Source organism: [Enterobacter] lignolyticus SCF1, assembly GCF_000164865.1.
GTDB classification, from domain to species: domain Bacteria; phylum Pseudomonadota; class Gammaproteobacteria; order Enterobacterales; family Enterobacteriaceae; genus Enterobacter_B; species Enterobacter_B lignolyticus.
On sequence record NC_014618.1, the window covers coordinates 1,689,056 to 1,707,397 of the forward strand.

An 18,342-nucleotide genomic window follows, 5' to 3' on the forward strand; every position below is an offset into this window, starting at 1 on the left:
TTGCGGTGAGCCATAATGATTTCCAGCAGGAAGTGAAAGACTATTTAAAAAAGTATCCGGCCACGCGTTATATCGATATTTATTTGCATGACATCAACGGGAATGTCCGGGGGAAAAGGGTTACCCGCGATGCGCTGGCGTCGCTGGGGAGCGGCTGCTATTTCCCGCTGTCCGTGTACGCCATGGACAGCGACGGCGGCGTGGTGAACTTCAGCGAAGCCGCCGGAATGAGCGAAGAGCCGGACTGCCTGTGTCTGCCGGTGAAGGGCTCACTGCGGCCCTGCGCCCGCGAACCCGAGCATCACGCGCAGCTGCTGCTGACGATGAAGCAGACCGACGGCTCGCCCTGCCAGCTGGAACCGCGGGCCATCCTGTCGCGCATCCTCGGGCTGCTGCACGCCCGCGACATCTATCCGGTCATTGCCGCCGAGATGGAGTTTTACCTTACCTCCGTGCGGCAGGGGGCGCACCATAGCGGCGGCTTCCATCTGGATATGCCGCAGCAGCATCAGCGATTCATCGATGCGCTTGAACAGCTGAGCCGGTCGCAGCATCTGGAGGTCACGGGGCTGGTTGCCGAGGCGGAAAGCGACCAGTTCGAGCTCAACCTTGCCCATAGCGATGAGGTCGTGAAGGTCTGCGATAACGTGCTCACGCTCAGACGTATGACGCGGCTGCTGGCGGAGAAGCAGGCGCTGAAGGCCAGCTTTATGGCTAAACCTTTTTCGGCGCAGGCGGGAAGCGGCATGCATTTCCACGTCAGCCTTAACGATGCGCGCGGTCACAATTTGTTTTGTTCGCCGACGAATGCCCCAAACCTGACGCTGCGCCGCAGCCTGGCCGGGCTGCTTACGCTCATGCCGGCCAGCATGACGATTGTGGCGCCGCACGTGAACTCCTTTCGCCGCCTGCGTAAAAGTTTAACCGAGGCGCTGTTTAACGACTGGGGCTACAACACCCGCAATGCGGCGCTGCGCATTCCCTGCTCCAGCGACGCCAGCCGCCGGATTGAATACCGGCTGGCGGGGGCCGACGCTAATCCCTATCTGGTGGTGGCGGTCATTCTGCTCGGCGTGCTGTACGGACTCGATAACGACAGCGCGGAGGCGCCGCCCGCGGCGCAATCTTCCCTGCCGCTCTTTCCGCTGCAGGCGATGCAGCAGTTCCGGCAGTGCGAATACCTCACCGCCGGTCTCGGGGAGGCTTTTTCGCAGCTGTGGCTGGCCTGCCGCAGCCGCGAGCTCGCGCAGTTTGAGCGCCAGGTGACTCCCCTCGAATACGATATTGGCCAGTGAGGAAACGGTATGTCACGTCTGATTATGCTTGCCAGCCGCTGCGCGGCTGAAAAAACGGATGCGTGCGATCTTCTTGACGACGCGATTAACGATATATTACGTAAACACCCCGGCGTAAAAATGGGCTGGAACGGAAAAATTAATCCGGGGAAAAAGAAGCGCGGCTGCAGCCAGTATCAGGATAATGGCTCAACGTTCTGTAGCTGGGATATATCGCCTAACGAATACGACAACTATTATCACGGCTATGTCCATAAAACGATGTGGCCAATATTTCATAACCGACCGGATCTTGCGGTATATCGCAAAGAGTACTTTATTACCTATAAAAATTATAACCAGGCGGTCGCCGACATGCTGGCGGAACAACTCTGTGATGAAGATGCGGTCTGGGTGCTGGATTACCATCATATTGCCGTCGGGCAGCGGCTTAAAGAGGATGGATATTTAAACCGCTGCGGCTTCTTTTTCCAGCAGCCGTTTCCGCCGGGCGACGTGTTCCGCTCTCTGCCCGAGCACGACTGGATGATTCAGGCTCTGTGCCATTACGACCTGATAGGCTTTCAGTCCGCAGCCGACGCCAGTCACTTTATCTCCTACCTGTGCCGCTATTACCGCACCGAGCGGCTCAGCGATAGGATAATCAACGTTAACGGTCATCTGGTGTCTGTCGGCGTTTTTCCCTGCGGGATTGCCGGAACGCGACCGGAGCCGAAGAGGGCGAGCAGCGCGCTGGCGGACTATCGCCGCCGTATTATTATCAGCAACGACACCGTGACGGATATGAGCGGCATTCATTACCGGCTGGAGGCGATGCGCCGGTTTTTGAACCACTGGCCGCAATATATGCGCGACGTCAGCCTGCTGCAGATTTCCGACCCGGCGCAGGAGCATCCGCATTCCAGCCACGACTTGCACCATAAGCTCGAGCGCTTTTGCGGGGAGCTGAACGGACAATACGGAGATTTCAGCTGGTATCCGGTGAACTATATCCATAACGATCTCTGCTCGCGGGAGACGATGTATTCGCTCTACGCAAGGGCGGAGGTGGGGATGTTTACCTCGCTCTCGGAGGGGATGAACCTTGGGGCAAAAGCCTTTGTGCTGGCACAAAACCCGGAAAATCCCGGCGTGCTGGTGCTGTCGCAGTTCTCCGGCACCTCGCAGCAGCTGCGCGATGCGGTGATCGTCAATCCGTATGATGCCGATGAAACAGCGCAGGCGCTGCACTCGGCGTTGACCATGCCGCTGCATGAGCGTAAGCGTCGTCATCTGAAGCTACTGGAAACGCTCAGGCGACAGGATAATCACTGGTGGTATCAGGCGTTTCGTACCGCTCTTGAACACCCCGATTCCGACGTCGGCGCGCCTCGGATAGCGTATCACCGCGTTTTCGCCGGCAGGTCGCTGTACTGAGCGGGGCGATACTTCGTCGGCTGACGAAGTATCGTTTTCTGCGGCCATTATGCTTTGTTTACATCACCCATTGCCGGAGGAAGTAAACAATGATCGCTGTACTTTTTGAAGCCGAGGTCAATGCGTCAAATCAGGCCCGCTATCTGTCGCTGGCCGCAGAGCTTAAGCCCCTGCTCTCTGACGTGGAGGGCTTTATCGCCATTGAACGCTTTCAGAGCCTGACCACGCCGGGGAAAATCCTGTCGCTTTCCTGGTGGCGGGACGAACAGGCCGTGGTGACGTGGCGGGAGAACGTTCTGCATAAAGCGGCGCAGGAAGAGGGAAAGCGCACGCTTTTTACGCGCTATCGCATTCGTATTGCAACGGTACTCAGAGAATATCAGTCAGCTATGGGGGGAGAATAAGCGATGTATGATGTCCATGTGATACTGAAAAACAGCCCGGGGCAGCTGGCGCTGCTGGGAACAACCCTCGGCGCTCATGGGGTCGGTCTTGAAGGCGGCGGCGTGTTTAGCGTCGGCGAGGTATCTCATGCGCATTTTCTCGTTGAGGACGGGATGAAAGCGCGCGAGGTGCTTATGGCCGCCGGGGTTGAGGTCATCGCGGTTTGTGAGCCGATTATCCGCAAACTTCGGCAAGCGCGTCCGGGAGAGCTTGGCGAAATTGCCGCAGTGCTTGCAAAAAACGGTGTTAATATCCTGACGCAGTACAGCGATCATGCAAATCACCTTATTCTTATCACCGACAATGTGCAGAAAGCCCGCGAGGTGACTCAGCGCTGGGCCAGCGTGGACCAATAATTATGCATAAGCATTCCGATGACGTTGAATCCCAGGTATCACAGGAGCGCGCGCTCGCCGGGCTCGCTTTTGCCATGTCTGACGTCTCTCGGATGAAAATGCTGTGCGCGCTGATGGACGGCAGGGCGTGGACCGCGACGGAGCTTGCCGTAGCGGCGGATATTGCGCCCTCAACGGCCAGCGCGCACCTGTGTAAACTCGTCGACAGCCGCCTCATCGTCGGTCTTTCGCAGGGCCGACACCGCTATTTTCGGCTTACCGGCCGCGACGTTGCCGGTTTGCTGGAGCAAATGATGGGGCTGACATGGCAGGCGACAGCGCATTGCAGCACGCCCGTTTCGTTACGCAAAGCGCGTACCTGTTACGATCATCTTGCCGGTGAAGTCGCGGTGGCCATTTTTGATTTTTTGCTGCGCGAGGCGTGGGTCGCCGACGACGGCGAGGCGTTAACCCCCAAAGGCGTGGCGGGGTTTACCCGGATGGGCGTGACGCTCAGCGAGAGCGTGCGACGCAAACCGTGTTCAGCCTGTCTGGACTGGAGCGAGCGCCGTTTTCATCTTGGCGGAATGGCCGGTGCGGCGCTATTGCTGCACGTCGAACAAAAGGGCTGGATCGCCCGTACGCCCGGATATCGCGAAGTGCGCATCACTTCAGTCGGTCAACTGGCGTTCAGGCGCTATTTTGAGGTGGATTGTTAAGCGTGATGCGACGGCCCTGAACCGCGCTTGTAATCCCTGACTGCTTCCCGTACTCTGCCTGCGGGATAACAAATCCCATGATGACTCGGGGTGCCCTTCCTTGTGAAGGCTGAGAAATACCCGTACCACCTGATCTGGATAATGCCAGCGTAGGGAAGTCAGAGACCAACACATGGTTATCGCTTCTTCACGGCCTGGCAGGAGCAAACCATGCAAGCTGACCTGCTTAGTCCCGCGCAACTCGCGCACGTCCGCCATCTGTTTCACACCCATTCGCCGCTCGTTCACTGCATGACTAACGACGTGGTGCAAACCTTTACCGCTAACGTGCTGCTGGCGATCGGCGCTTCGCCGGCGATGGTTATCGATGATGACGAAGCCGCGCAGTTCGCCGCCGTTGCCGACGCGCTGCTGATAAACGTCGGTACGCTTACCCGGGACCGGGCGCAGGCGATGCGTGCGGCGGTGAACAGCGCGTACGCTCAGGGCAAACCCTGGGTGCTTGACCCGGTGGCGGTCGGGGCGCTAACGCTACGCAGCGATTTTTGCCGTGAGCTGCTGGCCCTGAAGCCGGCGGCCATTCGCGGCAACGCTTCGGAAATTCTGGCGCTGGCGGGGATGAGCCGCGGCGGGCGCGGGGTGGATACCACCGATGAAGCGGCAACCGCGCTACCGGCGGCGCAGGCGCTGGCGCGTCAGTGGGTGACGACCGTCGTCGTTACCGGCGAGGCGGATTACATCACCGACGGCGCGCGTACGACGAGGGTGACCGGCGGTGACCCGCTGATGACCCGGGTGGTCGGCACCGGCTGCGCTCTGTCCGCCGTGGTGGCCGCAAGCCTTGCGCTGCCGGGCGACCGTCTGGATAACGTTGCCGCCGCCTGCGGCATGATGAAGCAGGCGGGGAGCGTGGCGACGGCAAACGGTCGCGGGCCGGGAAGCTTCGTCGCCGCGTTTGTCGACGCACTGTATGCGGAGGTGCAGGCATGACGCGCATTAATGCCCTGACCATCGCCGGTACGGACCCCAGCGGCGGCGCCGGTATCCAGGCGGATCTGAAAACCTTTTCGGCGCTGGGGGCCTACGGCTGCTCGGCGATCACCGCGCTGGTGGCGCAAAATACCCGCGGCGTGCAGTCGGTATACCGTATCGAACCCGATTTTGTCGCCGCGCAGCTGGATTCAGTGCTGAGCGACGTGCGCATCGATACCACCAAAATCGGCATGCTGGCAGAAACGGATATCGTCGAGGTCGTGGCGGAGCGTCTTGCCCGTTATCAGATCCGTAACGTGGTGCTGGATACGGTGATGCTGGCTAAAAGCGGCGATCCGCTGCTTTCCGCCTCCGCCGTGGAGACCCTGCGCCGCCGTCTGCTGCCGCAGGTGTCGCTGATTACGCCGAACCTGCCGGAGGCGGCGGCGCTGCTGGCGGCGCCGCACGCCCGCAGCGAGCAGGAGATGCTGGAGCAGGGGCGCGCGCTGCTCGGGTTCGGCTGCGGCGCCGTGCTGATGAAGGGCGGTCATCTGGAGGATGCCGAAAGTCCCGACTGGCTGTTTACGCCGCAGGGCGAATACCGGTTCACCGCGCCGCGCGTGCCGACCAAAAACACCCACGGCACCGGTTGCACGCTGTCGGCGGCGCTGGCGGCGCTGCGTCCGCGCTATCGCAGCTGGCAGGAAACGGTGCCGGAGGCCAAGGCCTGGCTCTCTGCCGCGCTGGCGCAGGCGGATACCCTTGAGGTCGGTCACGGTATTGGCCCTGTGCACCATTTCCACGCGTGGTGGTAGTATACTGGCAGGAGAATCTTGCCAGGAAAAGACCCGATGGAACAAGCGCATACCCGGCTTATCAGCCAACTGAACGAGCGCATTGCGGCGGCGGACAACACGCCGCTGTACCTTAAGTTTGCCGAAACGGTGAAAAACGCCGTGCGCAGCGGCTGGCTGGAGCACGGCAACATCCTGCCCGGCGAGCGCGATCTCAGCCAACTGACGGGCGTCTCGCGCATCACCGTGCGCAAAGCGATGCAGACGCTTGAGGATGAAGGCGTGGTCACCCGCGCGCGCGGGTACGGCACGCAGATCAACAATATCTTCGAGTATTCGCTGAAAGAGGCGCGGGGTTTTTCGCAGCAGGTGGTGCTGCGCGGTAAAAAGCCCGATACCCTGTGGGTGAATAAACGGGTGGTGGAATGCCCGGCGGAGGTGGCGGAACAGCTGGCCGTCGCGCCGCGCAGCGAGGTGTTCCTGCTCAAGCGTATTCGCTATGTGGATGAAGAGGCGGTATCGATTGAAGAGTCGTGGGTGCCGGCGCACCTGATTGCCGATGCGGAGGCTATCGGCATCTCGCTGTATGACTATTTTCGCAGCCAGCATATTTACCCGCAGCGCACGCGCTCAAGGGTGAGCGCGCGGATGCCGGATGCGGAGTTTCAGTCGCACATCAAAATGGATGAAAAAATCCCGGTGCTGGTGATAAAACAGGTCGCGCTCGATCAGCAGCAGCGACCCATTGAATACAGCATCAGCTACTGCCGCAGCGATTTATACGTGTTCGTGTGCGAGGAGTAGCTCCTCGCGCGTGGGCGCGCAGTCGCCGCCGCGGCGGCTGACCACCCAGGATGCCACCGCGTTGCCGAGCGTTACCGCATCGGCAAGCGTCCACCCGGCGGCAAGCCCTGCCAGTACCCCTCCGGCATGGCTGTCTCCTGCGCCGATGGTATCCACAACCGTAGTGGCGAACGGCGCGGCGAGCCCCTCCTCGTGTTCGCTGAAGTACCATGCGCCGTCTTTATCCTGACGCACGATGACCGGCGCCGCAAAGCGCGCCAGCCACGCCCGACCAAAGGCGGTTGTCCCGGCGGGCAGCTGCTCGCGTTCGGCGACAATCTCCGCTTCCTGGCGATTCAGCGTGACGATCGGTCGGCAGGCCATAATCCGGGCGAACAGCGCCGGGGAAATATCCGCAATCCGCGGGCCGAAATCGATAAGCGCGGTCATGCCGGGGTGCGACTCCAGCCAGCCGACCAGCAGCGGCGCGCAGGCCGCCGTAAGCTGGTAACCGGACAGATACACCAGCCCGTCGCTGGCCTCGGGCAGGCGCGCCAGCCAGTCGTCGCACCAGGCGTTTTCCACTCCGGTAAAGGACATAAACGTCCGCTCGCCGTCAGGCTCGACCAGCGCCAGACACCAGCCGTTGTCGCCGGCGTCGGTCTCAATCACGCTTTCAATGCCCTGACGGGCGAGGTTGTGGCGCACAATATCCGCCCAGACGCCCTGGCCGAGCGGCAGGGCGTTGCAGGCGCTGATGCCAAGACGCCTGAGCGCCACCGCCACGTTGAGCGCGCAGCCGCCGATGTTCACGCTCTGCTGCTGGAGTTCGATATCGCAGCCCCGCCACGGCAGCGCGTAAGCATCGGCGATGACGTCGATCACCGCCGAGCCGATCACCGTCACCGGGCGCTGCTGGCGCAGGTGGGCGAGTTTCCCGGCTAACATACCGCCTCCCGCTGCTGACGGAAGTGGAGCAGGGCGGCGGCATAGCGCTGGAAGTCCAGCTGATTGACCGCATCCAGCTCCTGCTTAAATTCGGGATTGATCCCGGCAATACCGTGGAGCGCGCCGCAGATGGCGGTCGCCATGGCGCCAATGGTATCGGTGTCGCCGCCGAGGTTGGCGCACAGGATGGCGCAGCGGTTCGGGTCGGTACCGGCAAGGTCGACCAGCGCCACCGCGCAGGCGACGGACTCCAGGGTGCTGGTGCCCGCGCCGACAAGCTGATACAGCTGCTCGCAGGCGGACTCTACGCCGTTGGCCTCGCGTACGGTTTTGATGGCCAGCTCAATGCGCAGCGCCAGCGAGGCGCTAAAGGTAGTAATCCGTTTTTCCTGAGCGTGGCGGGCGACGGCGGGCAGCGCGTCGACAATCTCCTGCCAGCCCGCGCCGTCAACCGCGCGCGATACCGCCCAGGCGATGACGACCGCGCCCGCCACGGCGAGATCGGATTTGTGCGTCGGGCTGGAGGCCAGCGCAACGGCGTCGATGAAGGCGTCGAGATCCCCGGTCGGCAGCATGCAGCCGAGCGGCGATACGCGCATCGCCGCGCCGTTGGTCACGCCGTTGTTCTCAAGCTCGCGCACCGGTTTACCGTCGCGGATGGCGTTGAGCGCAATTTTCGAAGTCGGGCCGAGCACGTTTTTGTTAAAGGCGTCGAATCCCTGCGCCCATTTCAGGATATGGCGGCCAATGACGTCCGGGACGATGTTGCCGTCGCACTCAATCAGCGCATCGGCAAGGCACAGCGCCATTGAGGTGTCGTCGGTGAACTCCGCGCGGCCAAAGTAGCAGGCCGCCGTGTTCTCCGCCGGGCCGGGCAAAAAGCGGTCTATCCAGCCGAAGTGGGCCTTCACCCGCGCTCTTGGCCATAGCTCCGATGGCATCCCCAGCGCGTCGCCAAGCGCCTGACCGTATAAGGCACCCAGAATTCGTTGTTCCTTCATTTTGCTTCCCCTTGTGCCAGCGTAGCGTCATTGATCGCCACAATCTCTTTATCCGATTCGCGGAACAGCAGCATGAACAGGACGGCGATAACGGCAATCATCACCGCGCCGAAGGTCCACATTCCCGCCCAGTTAAAGGTCAGTCCGTTCACCGGCTCTTTATATGCAAACATTTTTTCCATCATCACGCCGCCCAGGCGGTAGCCCAGCAGGCTGCCGAAGCCCTGGCAGCACAGCGTAATCAGCCCCTGCGCGGCGGTGCGCATATGAACCGGCGCCTTTTTATCGACATAAATGTACGCCGTGACGTAGTAGAAATCGTAGCTCACGCCGTGCAGCAGGATACCGAGGAACAGCAGGCCATAGGTGAAGTATTGCTCTGCGCCGCCGTAAACGAAGAAGCCATAGCGGATGGCCGCGGTGATAAGACCAAGTAATAGAACCTTTTTAATACCAAAGCGCTTAGTGAAGAACGGCAGCGCCAGCATAAAGAAGATTTCGGAGAACTGGCCGAGCGTCATCCAGCCCGTGGCGTTTTTCATCCCCACTTCGGTCAGATAGCCGTTAGCGAAGATGTAGTAGAACGCCAGCGGCATAGCGAACAGGAATGAGCAGACAAAGAAGACAAGAAAGTTCTTATCGCGCAGCAGCACCAGCGCGTCCAGACCGAGCATCACCTTCAGGTCGAGCTTGCCGGTACTCTTCGGCGGCGTATCCGGCAGGAAGAAGGCGAACACCCCAAGCACCAGCGAGCTTGCGGCGGTGATCAGCAGCGGTACGTTGGTGGGCGAAATATCGGCAAAGCCCATCATCTGCGGCAAGAAGCCGCAGACCAGCCCGGAGCCTATCCAGCCGATAGTCCCCATCACGCGGATGCGCGGGAAGTCGAGCTCGACGTCGGGGACGTTGGCAAAAGCGATGCTGTTGGTCAGCGCAATCGTCGGCATATAGGTCAGCGAGTAGGCCAGCAGCAGCGGGAAGAAGCCGCTGAAGGTGGTCTGCTGCGCGGCGAAGTACATCAGGATGGCGCCGGCGAACATCAGCACCGCCAGCACTTTTTGCGCGGAGAAGAAGCGGTCCGTCAGCGAGCCGACGAGAATAGGCGACAGGATGGCGGCGATAGCGGTACAGGCGTAGGACCAGCCGATCTCCCCGGCGCTGAAGCCGCTTTTGTTAAGCCAAAGCCACAGCGGAACAAACCAGGCGCCCCAGATAAACCATTCAACGAACATCATGAACGACAGTTTGACTGTAGTTTTCATAAGTAAATCCTTCATGACAGGTAAGGTACGCCTGAACAATACCATTTAATAATACCTTTTAAATACCTTTGAGGTGATTCTTTGAGCGACTTAACAGTTTACTCTTCAGTGAATCGTGTCAGCCGATGAGCCTGAAAAGCGCACAAATCGGCTGGAAATTCCGGCGGTCGCATACCAGGCTTATGGCTGGCCAAAAAACTGGCCCAGGACAATTCATGGCCAACGCAGGTTGGCTCTTACGGGAGTTATCACTATGACTGATATTGCGCAGCTACTTGGCAAAGACGCCGACGGCCTTTTACAGCATCGTTGTATGACCATTCCGGCAGACCAGCTCTATCTCCCCGGGGCGGATTACGTTTCGCGGGTGATGATAGATAATGATCGTCCCCCTGCGGTATTACGCAATATGCAGACGCTGTACAACACCGGGCGTCTTGCAGGAACCGGCTACCTTTCTATATTACCGGTAGACCAGGGCGTTGAGCACTCCGCCGGCGCCTCCTTTGCCGCTAATCCGCTTTATTTTGATCCCAGGAACATCGTCGAGCTGGCGATTGAGGCCGGATGCAACTGCGTGGCCTCAACCTATGGCGTGCTGGCCTCCGTGTCGCGCCGCTATGCGCACCGCATTCCGTTTCTCGTCAAACTGAACCATAACGAAACCCTGAGCTACCCCAACACCTTTGACCAGACGCTGTACGCCAGCGTCGAGCAGGCCTTCAACATGGGGGCGGTCGCCGTCGGCGCGACTATCTACTTCGGCTCAGAAGAATCCCGCCGCCAGATTGAAGAAATATCGGCGGCCTTTGAGCGCGCGCATGAGCTGGGGATGGTCACCGTGCTGTGGGCCTACTTGCGTAACTCGGCCTTTAAGAAGGACGGCGTGGACTACCATGTTTCCGCCGACTTAACCGGCCAGGCCAACCATCTGGCCGCCACGATCGGCGCGGATATCGTCAAGCAAAAAATGGCGGAAAACAACGGCGGCTATAGGGCGGTGAACTACGGCTACACCGACGAACGGGTGTACAGCAAGCTGACCACCGATAACCCGATCGATCTGGTGCGCTATCAGCTGGCGAACTGCTATATGGGACGCGCGGGGCTGATTAACTCCGGCGGCGCGGCGGGCGACAACGATATGGCCGATGCGGTACGCACGGCGGTAATTAATAAACGCGCTGGCGGAATGGGGCTTATTCTCGGACGTAAAGCGTTTAAAAAATCGATGGCTGATGGCGTTAAATTAATTAACGCCGTACAGGATGTGTATCTGGATGGCAAGGTGACAATCGCCTGATGCTTTCGTCCTCCTCATCGCGAGGAGGACGTGTTATTTTCTTGTCCATTCCTCGAGGCTTTCACTAAACAAGCCGATAAATTAATATTCATTAACCTCGCTTTTTAGAGCTATCGCCAGATAATTCGTAAGTTCTGACTCTTAAATGGCCTTAAGATAAAATATATTATTATGACTGTATTTTTCTTATTGTTAGCAATATCAATGCATTAAGATTGCATTTAAGGCGGATTTTCTTATTTAAGAAGTCCCTTTTGCGCATTTGAGAAAATAAAGGTTTTACTTTTCAGGATTATTCTTAAACTAACAGTCATCGTAGGGTTAATCCTATGATGCGATCGAATATTACTGGCCTCCATTAATTTGCTAGCAAGCATTATAGCCCATCTTTTTTAGACGGTGGGACGGGTGCGCCTTAGCAGGATGTCAGCGTTATTATTTATAAGGGACAATTCTATGAAATTAAAATATTTCAGTGCGCTGCATATTGGCATTACGGGCGGCATGACATTGTTATTGAGCAATATGGCGATGGCGGATTCAGCCAATACCATTACGTTCAAAGGCGAGGTCACGGAACAAACCTGTGAAGTGACCGTTAACGGGGTGAATGCGCGTCCGGTCGTGCTGCTGCCTTCCGTGGCGAAAAGCGAACTGACGTCGGCGTCGTCCTCTGCGGGGTTAACCACCTTTACGCTGGGGGTAACCGGCTGTACCGCTGACACCAACGCCCTGGATATCAAAACGGTGTTTGTCGCCAATAACATGACCGCGCTCGGCAACCTGGCGAATACCGGTACGGCGCAAAACGTGGAGCTGCAGCTTTTAACCGATGCGACGGGAACGACGGTTATCGATCTGCGCGACCCGACGCCGGTGGCCGGAATCACCGTCGCCGCTGGCAGTACGTCGGGCGAGCATGATTACGCCGTGCAGTATTACAGCCCGAACGGCGGCGCGACCGCCGGTACGGTCGTGGGTACGGTGCAATACGCCGTCACGTACCTCTAAGCGGGCCGCAGGTGATGAAAGGATTGACTCTTGCCCTGGTCGGGATGCTGATGTGCGCGAGCGCGCAGGCGGGCGTCGTGATGACCGGCAGCCGCGTGATTTACCCCGCCGACGGCCGTGAGGTGAGCGTTCAGCTCACCAATCATGATGATTTTCCCGGCGTGGTGCAGGTGTGGGTGGATGATGGCGATCCGCAGTCCACGCCGCAAACGGCGAAAGCGCCTTTCGTCACTACGCCGCCGGTGTTTCGGCTGGCGGCGAAAACGGGGCAAACCGTACGCCTGCGCTATGTGGGCGGGCCCGCCCCGCAGGACAGAGAATCGCTGTGGTGGCTCAATTTTATTCATATTCCGCCGGTGCAGGCCGGGCAGCAGGATAACCAGCTGCTGGTGATGGTGCGCAGCCGGGTGAAGGTGCTCTATCGTCCGCGCGGGCTGACGGGCTCTCCGCTGGAGATGGCGAACACCAGCCGCGTCTGGCTGCGTGACGGCAGGCTCTTTTTACGTAACAACAGCGGCTATTACCTGGCGCTCTCGGCGCTTGAGGTGTCGGGCAACGGCACGCAGCGGGTGCAGAGCGAAACCGTCGCGCCGTGGGCCACGGTTTCATGGCCGGCGCGGGTGACGACAATTTCACAGGCGACGCTGCGCTGGATTAACGATCAGGGCGCAACGCTTAGCCACCGGGTTGCAGTAGGGTATCAGGATGACGTCCGCCGCTAGGGGTTGCTGGGGCTGGCTGCTGTTGTCCGCAGGCACGATCGCAGCGACAGAATATACCTTTGATGCGTCGCTGTTCCTGGGCAGCGGCTACGAAAACAGCCTGGCGCGGTTTAATCAGCAGAACGCCATTGCCGAAGGGCGCTACAGCGTGGACGTCTGGCTGAACGGCCAGTTTGTCGAGCGGCGGGACGTGCTGTTTCGCAAGGACAGCGCCGGCGATGTCGCGCCCTGCTTACCGGCTGACTTCTGGCAGGCGCAGGGGCTGACGTCGGCGGACGAGCAGGGCGAGGCGTGCCTGACGCCCCGGGAGCGGGTGAGCGGCGGCGACTGGCAGTTTGACCAGGGGGCGCTGCGTTTGCAGCTCAGCGTCCCGCAGGCGGCGCTTAAGCGCACGCCTGTCGACTATGTGCCGCCCGCGCAGTGGCAGAGCGGCGAAAACGTCGTGTTCAGTAATTACAACCTGAACGTTTATCACAACAAAAATGCCGGGCGCGAGAGCGATTACGGCTGGCTGGGGCTGAACAGCGGCATCAACCTTGGAACATGGCAATTTCGCCAGCAATCCTCGGCAAACTGGCGGCGGGAAAACGGCAGAGAGTCGCAGCAGTGGGATGCGCTACAGACCTGGCTGCAGCGGCCCATTGCCGGTCTGGGAAGCCTGCTGACCGTTGGCGAAAGCTATACGCCGGGAAATCTTCTGGGCAGCATGGCGTTCACGGGCGTCAAGCTGGAAACCGATCAGCGGATGTGGCCGCAGTCGCGGCGCGGCTATGCCCCGGAAATCCGCGGTACCGCGTCAACGCCATCGCGCGTAGTGGTCACGCAGAATGGCCGTACGCTGTACGAAACCAGCGTGCCCCAGGGGCCGTTCATCCTCGATGATTTGCCCAATACGGCCTGGGACGGCGATTTACAGGTCGAGATAACCGGCGCGGATGGTAAAAAAAGCGGCTATACCGTGCCCTACGCCAGCGTACCGTTCTCCCTGCGCCCCGGCGTCTGGCGCTATGGCGCGGTGGTGGGGAAAACGCGCGATTACCACGCTTCCGACAGCCTGTTTGCCGATTTTACGCTGGAGCGCGGCGTCGCCAATATTCTGACGGCCAATGGCGCGGTGCGGATCGGCGACGGTTATCAGGCGCTGCTGATTGGCGGCGTTCTGGCGACGCGTCTGGGGGCCTTTGGCGCGGATGTGACCGGGTCGCACGCCCGCACCGGCGTCGACGACCTGCGCGGCTGGCGGATGCAGAGCAACTGGAGCCGCACCTTTACCGGCACCGGCACGCACGTAGCGCTGGCGGGATACCGCTATTCGACGCAGGGCTACCGCGACTACGGCGATGTGCTGGGCGAGCGCGGAGCGGCGCAAAAAGGGCGCGCCTGGCGTTCAGATACGCTGCGCCAGCGCAACCAGTTTACGGCGACGGTAAACCAGACGCTGGGCGGTCTCGGCAACCTGTGGCTCTCCGGATCGATGATGGATTACTACGGCAACCGGGGAAGCAGCTCCCAGCTGCAGGCCGGTTACAACACCACCGTGGGACGCGTGACGCTGGGGCTGGCCCTCAGCCGCCAGGATACCTGGTGGCGCAACGGCCTCGCCGTCTCCCGGCGTCAGCAGGAGGATGTGGCGACGCTGACGATCTCGCTGCCGCTGGCCGTCGCCGATCGCGAACATACGCTGTCGCTCTCAGGTAGCCGCTCACGACAGGCCGGAAGCAGTGCGCAGATGGCGCTGTCCGGGTCGCTGGATGCAGAGGAAACGCTGAACTATGCCGTCTCCACCGGCTGGCAGCAGGGAAGCGGCGGCGCGCAGAGCCGACAGGACTGGAGCGGTACGCTGCAAAAAAACACCGCCTTCGGCACGCTCAACGGCAGCGTCTCGCAGGCGCCGCAGTACCAGCAGTGGGCGGGCGGCGTGCGCGGCGCGGTGGTGGTGCATTCCCACGGCGTGGTGGCCGGGCCGTGGGTCGGCGATACTTTTGCGCTGGTGGAGGCCCCCGGCGCCAGCGGCGCGCGGGTCGGCGGCGGGCAGGGGGCGCGGGTGAATGACCAGGGCTACGCGCTGGTGCCGTCGCTGACGCCCTACCGTTATAACACCGTCACCCTGGACGGCCAGGAAATGACAAGCCAGGTGGAACTGCAGGAAAGCCAGCGCCGCGTGGCGCCGCTGGCGGGGGCCGCCGTAAAGCTGCGGTTCTCCACGCTGTCGGGGTTTCCACTGCTGATTTCGGTCCGCGACGCCGCGCCTTTTCCGCCCGGTCTGGCGGTGCGGGATGAGCATGGGAACGTCGTGGGGATGTCGGCGCAGGGCAACCAGCTGTATGCCCGGGTCGGTACGGAAAAAGGGCGGCTTACGCTTGAGGGCAGCCGCTGCGTGCTGCCGTGGACGTTGAACGACGCGCAGCGCGAACAGCCGTTGATTGCATTAACGCTGGCGTGCCAGCCGCAAGGATTGGAATGAAAACACTATTATTGCTGCTGACGGCCGTTCCGCTGTGGGGACAGGCGGCCTGCGAATACATTATTTATCCCTATAAAGCGGGATCGAACAGCGCGGCTGGCAGCCACCGGCTGAGCGCGGCGACCGACGGTATCGCCAATGACTGGCGCAGCGGCGGGGGAAACGATGCCTGGAACGGCCTGCTGCCGGGGTTGAGTAAATCCATTGATATCAGCAGCAACGGCAGTTTTCAGCCCGCCGGGACACTGCTGACCGCCAGCGGCGGGATCCCGTTTACCACTTACGCGCATAAAAACGGCGGTTACGATCCCGAGCAGGTCTTTTTCCGCTGCACGCCGGACACCGCCGGACAGCTGTTTGAGGCGTGGTCTACGAACGGCGATGACGCCTATGCGGGGTGGTATGAGGCCAGCGATGTGCCGGGCGCCTATTTAACGCTGATGAAAAACGTGGCGCTGCGGCTGACGCACGACGCCAGCGGCAGCACCTTTACCGACAGCTGGCAGCAGCGTCCGCTGGAGAATCTGGATACCGATACGGATGGAAATTTCCTGATTAAAGCCAAAAACTTTTCCACCATCAGCGTGGAGCTGATTAAAACGCTGGACGTGCGCTATTTCGCCAATCAGGCGCAGTCGGCAACCTACAACAGCTATGTTAACCCCAACGCCTATCTGGTGTTTCGCGGGCCGGGCACTGCTTCCTGGGATATTCGGGTCGGCCAGCCGCACCGGGGCGGCAACTGGGCCGGGTGGGCAAACGATTGGCCGTCGGTGATAAGCCTTTACGGCAACGGTATCACCGTAAAGCGCGCGGCGATGTGCCAGGTCACGGATTTTACGCCGGTAGTACGCCTGCCGCCGATTTCGGCGGCGCAGCTTCGGCGCAAGGAGTATTCCTCTGCGCCGTTTCAGATAGCGTTTTCTTGCGAATCCACGGTTATCTCCGGGGTGGCGACCGGGAAAAGCAACGTGGCGCTGGGGTTTTTAGCGCCGGAAAGCAGCGTCGCCAGCGCGCAGCAGTTTGGCCTGACGAGCGGCAGCGCCATCAGCTGGCTGCTGGATAGCGCCTACGGCGCGCCCGGCCACGCCCGAGGCGTCGGCGTACAGGTTTATCGCGGGCAAACGGCCATCGGTTTTCTGACCTCCTCGGCGGCGGGTACCGGCGCCAGCGGCGGCTGGATGCCGGTGTTGGGGAACAATACCCAGCAAAACGGTAGCCAGAATGGCGTAAATTACTACAGCGAGAGCTTTGAAGCGCGCCTGGCGAGCTTCGGCGCCGACGACGTCACTGCGGGGAGTTATTCATCATATGCGCAAGTATTGCTGCGTATTCAGTAGCCTGTGGTGGCTGGCGTTTAGCCTGCACGCGGCGGTTAACGTTAACGTCACCCGGGTGGTGTTTAATCACGGCGAGTATCAGCGCACTATCTCGCTGGTAAATGACGGCGAGTACCCGGTGGTGGTACAAAGCTGGGTGGATGACGGCGCTCCGGACAAGGGGCCTTCGCAGGCCCAGGCGCCGTTCGTGGTGATCCCGCCGGTACTCAAAATGCTGCCGGGCGAGCGGCGCGAACTGCGCATGCTGACCTCCGGGCGCGGCCTGCCAACCGACCGGGAATCGCTGTACTGGCTCAACATCTACCAGATACCGCCGGGTGTAAAAAACGAACAAATCGGTGAAAAAGTGCGTCTGGCCCTTAGAAATCAACTTAAAGTGCTATGGAGGCCAGTAAACATAGGGGTGCTGACTGAAAAATCCATCAATCTTCTGAGTTTTAGCTATCGTAATGGTGGAATTTACGCCAGCAATCAAGGTTCGTGGAGTATATCACTGTCAGAGGTTCATTTTGGCAATTATTCCATAACTGGAATAGTGATCCCTCCGTATTCTGCGCGGCAGATTTTTAATACCTCCCCTCCATCTGTGGGGAATAATAAGATAAACTTTGTGGTGATTAATGATGAAGGAAATCATTGGGGATTTACTACTGAAGTAAATTAACAATTGTTGAATGAACTTCAGCTGAATTTACATAAATCCAAATTCAAGGACTATGATGGCAAAAATATTTTTGCTGGAGGGTATTGTTGCTTTCTGGCATGAGAGAAACGTATTGTACGTAATCTCTGATGAAACAAAACGCTTATCCCTAAGTAATCCGGCAAGTCGTTGTTTATTATTGCTACTACAACATCATGGCCAGGTTATCGAGCGGGATTATTTCTTCCAGCAGGTCTGGACGAATAATGGCGCGCAGGTAACGAATAATACCTTTTACCAAAACATTTCTCTGCTGCGACGGGCATTTAAAGAGCTCGGGTTGAACGAGGATCTGATCGTTACTGTGCCGCGCGTCGGCATCCGTCTTGAGGCGTCGCTACAGGTGCAGGAGCTGGATGTTGAGCCCGTGGCAACTGAGGTTGACGCGAAGCCTGAGCGTGAGAGAACGATGCCGCTGCCTGCGCCTTCCCGCGGCATGACGACGGTCTGGTGGGTGCTGACGGCGATGCTGAGCTGTCTTTTCGCCTCGGTGGTAACCTGGCGGCTGGAGTTCGATACGCGGCTTACCCGCTATGTGCCGCTGGCGGATGCTCACGGCTGTCATTGGTTTGCGAATCAGGATGTTATTCATTTTAATAAACACCAGCAGTTTATTAAAGAAAATGCACTGGAATGTGAAAATTACCCATGGGTATATTTAACAGTGTACCCTAATTTCCCTCGGATATCGGCACTGACCTGTCGCGAGCAATACACCCGTTGGGGAAATAATGAATGTGTAACCCATTATTATATTCGGGGGCCACGTGATGCGGCAATATAATATTAAATGGTTAATTTTTATTTGTTTTTTGGTAGTGTTGTCGGTG

General features: G+C 59.5%; 18 protein-coding genes and 1 riboswitch. Of the genes, 15 read left to right on the forward strand and 3 right to left on the reverse strand.

What is annotated here, in order from left to right:
• Positions 1-5 precede the first annotated feature (5 nt).
• The 8 genes from ENTCL_RS07925 to ENTCL_RS07960 all read left to right on the forward strand — a co-directional run bounded on the left by ENTCL_RS07925 (position 6) and on the right by ENTCL_RS07960 (position 6,779).
• Positions 6-1,295, forward strand: a complete 1,290-nt coding sequence (locus tag ENTCL_RS07925; RefSeq protein WP_238981799.1) for a glutamine synthetase family protein — start codon at positions 6-8, stop codon at positions 1,293-1,295.
• A gap of 9 nt (positions 1,296-1,304) precedes the next feature.
• Entirely contained in the window at positions 1,305-2,711 is a 1,407-nt protein-coding gene (locus ENTCL_RS07930) for an alpha,alpha-trehalose-phosphate synthase (UDP-forming) (RefSeq protein WP_013365596.1), read from the forward strand.
• Positions 2,712-2,800: 89 nt separating this feature from the next.
• Entirely contained in the window at positions 2,801-3,115 is a 315-nt protein-coding gene (locus ENTCL_RS07935) for an antibiotic biosynthesis monooxygenase family protein (protein ID WP_013365597.1), read from the forward strand.
• A 3-nt stretch (positions 3,116-3,118) separates the two neighbouring features.
• Positions 3,119-3,511: an amino acid-binding protein gene (locus ENTCL_RS07940; protein WP_013365598.1), complete on the forward strand. Its 393-nt coding sequence runs from the start codon at positions 3,119-3,121 to the stop codon at positions 3,509-3,511.
• Positions 3,512-3,513: 2 nt separating this feature from the next.
• Positions 3,514-4,209: an ArsR/SmtB family transcription factor gene (locus tag ENTCL_RS07945; protein ID WP_013365599.1), complete on the forward strand. Its 696-nt coding sequence runs from the start codon at positions 3,514-3,516 to the stop codon at positions 4,207-4,209.
• Positions 4,210-4,285: 76 nt separating this feature from the next.
• Positions 4,286-4,382: riboswitch (TPP riboswitch) on the forward strand.
• 37 nt (positions 4,383-4,419) lie between these two features.
• The gene (gene thiM / locus ENTCL_RS07950) at positions 4,420-5,199 is read left to right on the forward strand and encodes a hydroxyethylthiazole kinase (protein ID WP_013365600.1); all 780 of its coding nucleotides are present in this window, start codon (positions 4,420-4,422) and stop codon (positions 5,197-5,199) included.
• On the forward strand, positions 5,196-5,996 hold the full coding sequence (gene thiD, locus ENTCL_RS07955) for a bifunctional hydroxymethylpyrimidine kinase/phosphomethylpyrimidine kinase (RefSeq protein WP_013365601.1): 801 nt from the start codon (positions 5,196-5,198) through the stop codon (positions 5,994-5,996). The genes thiM and thiD overlap by 4 nt, the downstream gene beginning before the upstream one ends.
• Positions 5,997-6,032: 36 nt before the next feature.
• On the forward strand, positions 6,033-6,779 hold the full coding sequence (locus ENTCL_RS07960; protein ID WP_013365602.1) for a GntR family transcriptional regulator: 747 nt from the start codon (positions 6,033-6,035) through the stop codon (positions 6,777-6,779).
• On the opposite strand, the gene ENTCL_RS07965 is transcribed toward ENTCL_RS07960, so the two are convergent.
• From ENTCL_RS07965 to ENTCL_RS07975, 3 genes are read right to left on the reverse strand one after another with little or no spacing between them, the layout of a single operon-like run.
• Positions 6,753-7,706 (reverse strand): PfkB family carbohydrate kinase, encoded by a 954-nt coding sequence (locus ENTCL_RS07965; protein WP_013365603.1) that lies wholly within the window; start codon positions 7,704-7,706, stop codon positions 6,753-6,755. The genes ENTCL_RS07960 and ENTCL_RS07965 overlap by 27 nt on opposite strands.
• Positions 7,700-8,707: an ADP-ribosylglycohydrolase family protein gene (locus ENTCL_RS07970; RefSeq protein WP_013365604.1), complete on the reverse strand. Its 1,008-nt coding sequence runs from the start codon at positions 8,705-8,707 to the stop codon at positions 7,700-7,702. Before ENTCL_RS07970 ends, ENTCL_RS07965 begins: the two co-directional genes overlap by 7 nt.
• Complete coding sequence (locus tag ENTCL_RS07975; RefSeq protein WP_013365605.1) at positions 8,704-9,969, reverse strand: nucleoside permease; 1,266 nt, start codon at positions 9,967-9,969, stop codon at positions 8,704-8,706. The genes ENTCL_RS07970 and ENTCL_RS07975 overlap by 4 nt, the downstream gene beginning before the upstream one ends.
• A gap of 253 nt (positions 9,970-10,222) precedes the next feature.
• On the opposite strand from ENTCL_RS07975, the gene fbaB reads away from it, so the two are divergent.
• The 7 genes from fbaB to ENTCL_RS08010 all read left to right on the forward strand — a co-directional run bounded on the left by fbaB (position 10,223) and on the right by ENTCL_RS08010 (position 18,296).
• Positions 10,223-11,272, forward strand: a complete 1,050-nt coding sequence (gene fbaB, locus ENTCL_RS07980; RefSeq protein WP_013365606.1) for a class I fructose-bisphosphate aldolase — start codon at positions 10,223-10,225, stop codon at positions 11,270-11,272.
• 504 nt (positions 11,273-11,776) lie between these two features.
• Positions 11,777-12,283: a fimbrial protein gene (locus ENTCL_RS07985; RefSeq protein ID WP_044612090.1), complete on the forward strand. Its 507-nt coding sequence runs from the start codon at positions 11,777-11,779 to the stop codon at positions 12,281-12,283.
• A 14-nt stretch (positions 12,284-12,297) separates the two neighbouring features.
• Positions 12,298-13,005, forward strand: coding sequence for a fimbrial biogenesis chaperone (locus ENTCL_RS07990; protein WP_013365608.1), 708 nt, complete (start codon positions 12,298-12,300; stop codon positions 13,003-13,005).
• Positions 12,989-15,469, forward strand: a complete 2,481-nt coding sequence (locus tag ENTCL_RS07995) for a fimbria/pilus outer membrane usher protein (protein ID WP_013365609.1) — start codon at positions 12,989-12,991, stop codon at positions 15,467-15,469. Before ENTCL_RS07990 ends, ENTCL_RS07995 begins: the two co-directional genes overlap by 17 nt.
• Positions 15,466-16,809, forward strand: coding sequence for a fimbrial protein (locus ENTCL_RS08000; protein ID WP_013365610.1), 1,344 nt, complete (start codon positions 15,466-15,468; stop codon positions 16,807-16,809). The genes ENTCL_RS07995 and ENTCL_RS08000 overlap by 4 nt, the downstream gene beginning before the upstream one ends.
• Positions 16,781-17,473 (forward strand): fimbria/pilus periplasmic chaperone, encoded by a 693-nt coding sequence (locus tag ENTCL_RS08005; RefSeq protein WP_013365611.1) that lies wholly within the window; start codon positions 16,781-16,783, stop codon positions 17,471-17,473. Before ENTCL_RS08000 ends, ENTCL_RS08005 begins: the two co-directional genes overlap by 29 nt.
• A gap of 55 nt (positions 17,474-17,528) precedes the next feature.
• A complete protein-coding gene (locus ENTCL_RS08010) occupies positions 17,529-18,296 on the forward strand; it encodes a winged helix-turn-helix domain-containing protein (RefSeq protein ID WP_013365612.1) in 768 nt (255 codons plus the stop codon).
• The last annotated feature ends 46 nt before the right edge of the window (positions 18,297-18,342 follow it).

What these genes read in the sequence shown, in the direction of transcription:
- ENTCL_RS07930 (WP_013365596.1), top strand. Translation starts at nt 1,305, where the DNA reads ATGTCACGTCTGATTATGCTTGCCAGCCGCTGCGCGGCTGAAAAAACG.
- ENTCL_RS07935 (WP_013365597.1), top strand. Translation starts at nt 2,801, where the DNA reads ATGATCGCTGTACTTTTTGAAGCCGAGGTCAATGCGTCAAATCAGGCC.
- ENTCL_RS07940 (WP_013365598.1), top strand. Translation starts at nt 3,119, where the DNA reads ATGTATGATGTCCATGTGATACTGAAAAACAGCCCGGGGCAGCTGGCG.
- ENTCL_RS07945 (WP_013365599.1), top strand. Translation starts at nt 3,514, where the DNA reads ATGCATAAGCATTCCGATGACGTTGAATCCCAGGTATCACAGGAGCGC.
- thiM (WP_013365600.1), top strand. Translation starts at nt 4,420, where the DNA reads ATGCAAGCTGACCTGCTTAGTCCCGCGCAACTCGCGCACGTCCGCCAT.
- thiD (WP_013365601.1), top strand. Translation starts at nt 5,196, where the DNA reads ATGACGCGCATTAATGCCCTGACCATCGCCGGTACGGACCCCAGCGGC.
- ENTCL_RS07960 (WP_013365602.1), top strand. Translation starts at nt 6,033, where the DNA reads ATGGAACAAGCGCATACCCGGCTTATCAGCCAACTGAACGAGCGCATT.
- ENTCL_RS07965 (WP_013365603.1), bottom strand. Translation starts at nt 7,706, where the DNA reads ATGTTAGCCGGGAAACTCGCCCACCTGCGCCAGCAGCGCCCGGTGACG.
- ENTCL_RS07970 (WP_013365604.1), bottom strand. Translation starts at nt 8,707, where the DNA reads ATGAAGGAACAACGAATTCTGGGTGCCTTATACGGTCAGGCGCTTGGC.
- ENTCL_RS07975 (WP_013365605.1), bottom strand. Translation starts at nt 9,969, where the DNA reads ATGAAAACTACAGTCAAACTGTCGTTCATGATGTTCGTTGAATGGTTT.
- fbaB (WP_013365606.1), top strand. Translation starts at nt 10,223, where the DNA reads ATGACTGATATTGCGCAGCTACTTGGCAAAGACGCCGACGGCCTTTTA.
- ENTCL_RS07985 (WP_044612090.1), top strand. Translation starts at nt 11,777, where the DNA reads ATGACATTGTTATTGAGCAATATGGCGATGGCGGATTCAGCCAATACC.
- ENTCL_RS07990 (WP_013365608.1), top strand. Translation starts at nt 12,298, where the DNA reads ATGAAAGGATTGACTCTTGCCCTGGTCGGGATGCTGATGTGCGCGAGC.
- ENTCL_RS07995 (WP_013365609.1), top strand. Translation starts at nt 12,989, where the DNA reads ATGACGTCCGCCGCTAGGGGTTGCTGGGGCTGGCTGCTGTTGTCCGCA.
- ENTCL_RS08000 (WP_013365610.1), top strand. Translation starts at nt 15,466, where the DNA reads ATGAAAACACTATTATTGCTGCTGACGGCCGTTCCGCTGTGGGGACAG.
- ENTCL_RS08005 (WP_013365611.1), top strand. Translation starts at nt 16,781, where the DNA reads ATGCGCAAGTATTGCTGCGTATTCAGTAGCCTGTGGTGGCTGGCGTTT.
- ENTCL_RS08010 (WP_013365612.1), top strand. Translation starts at nt 17,529, where the DNA reads ATGGCAAAAATATTTTTGCTGGAGGGTATTGTTGCTTTCTGGCATGAG.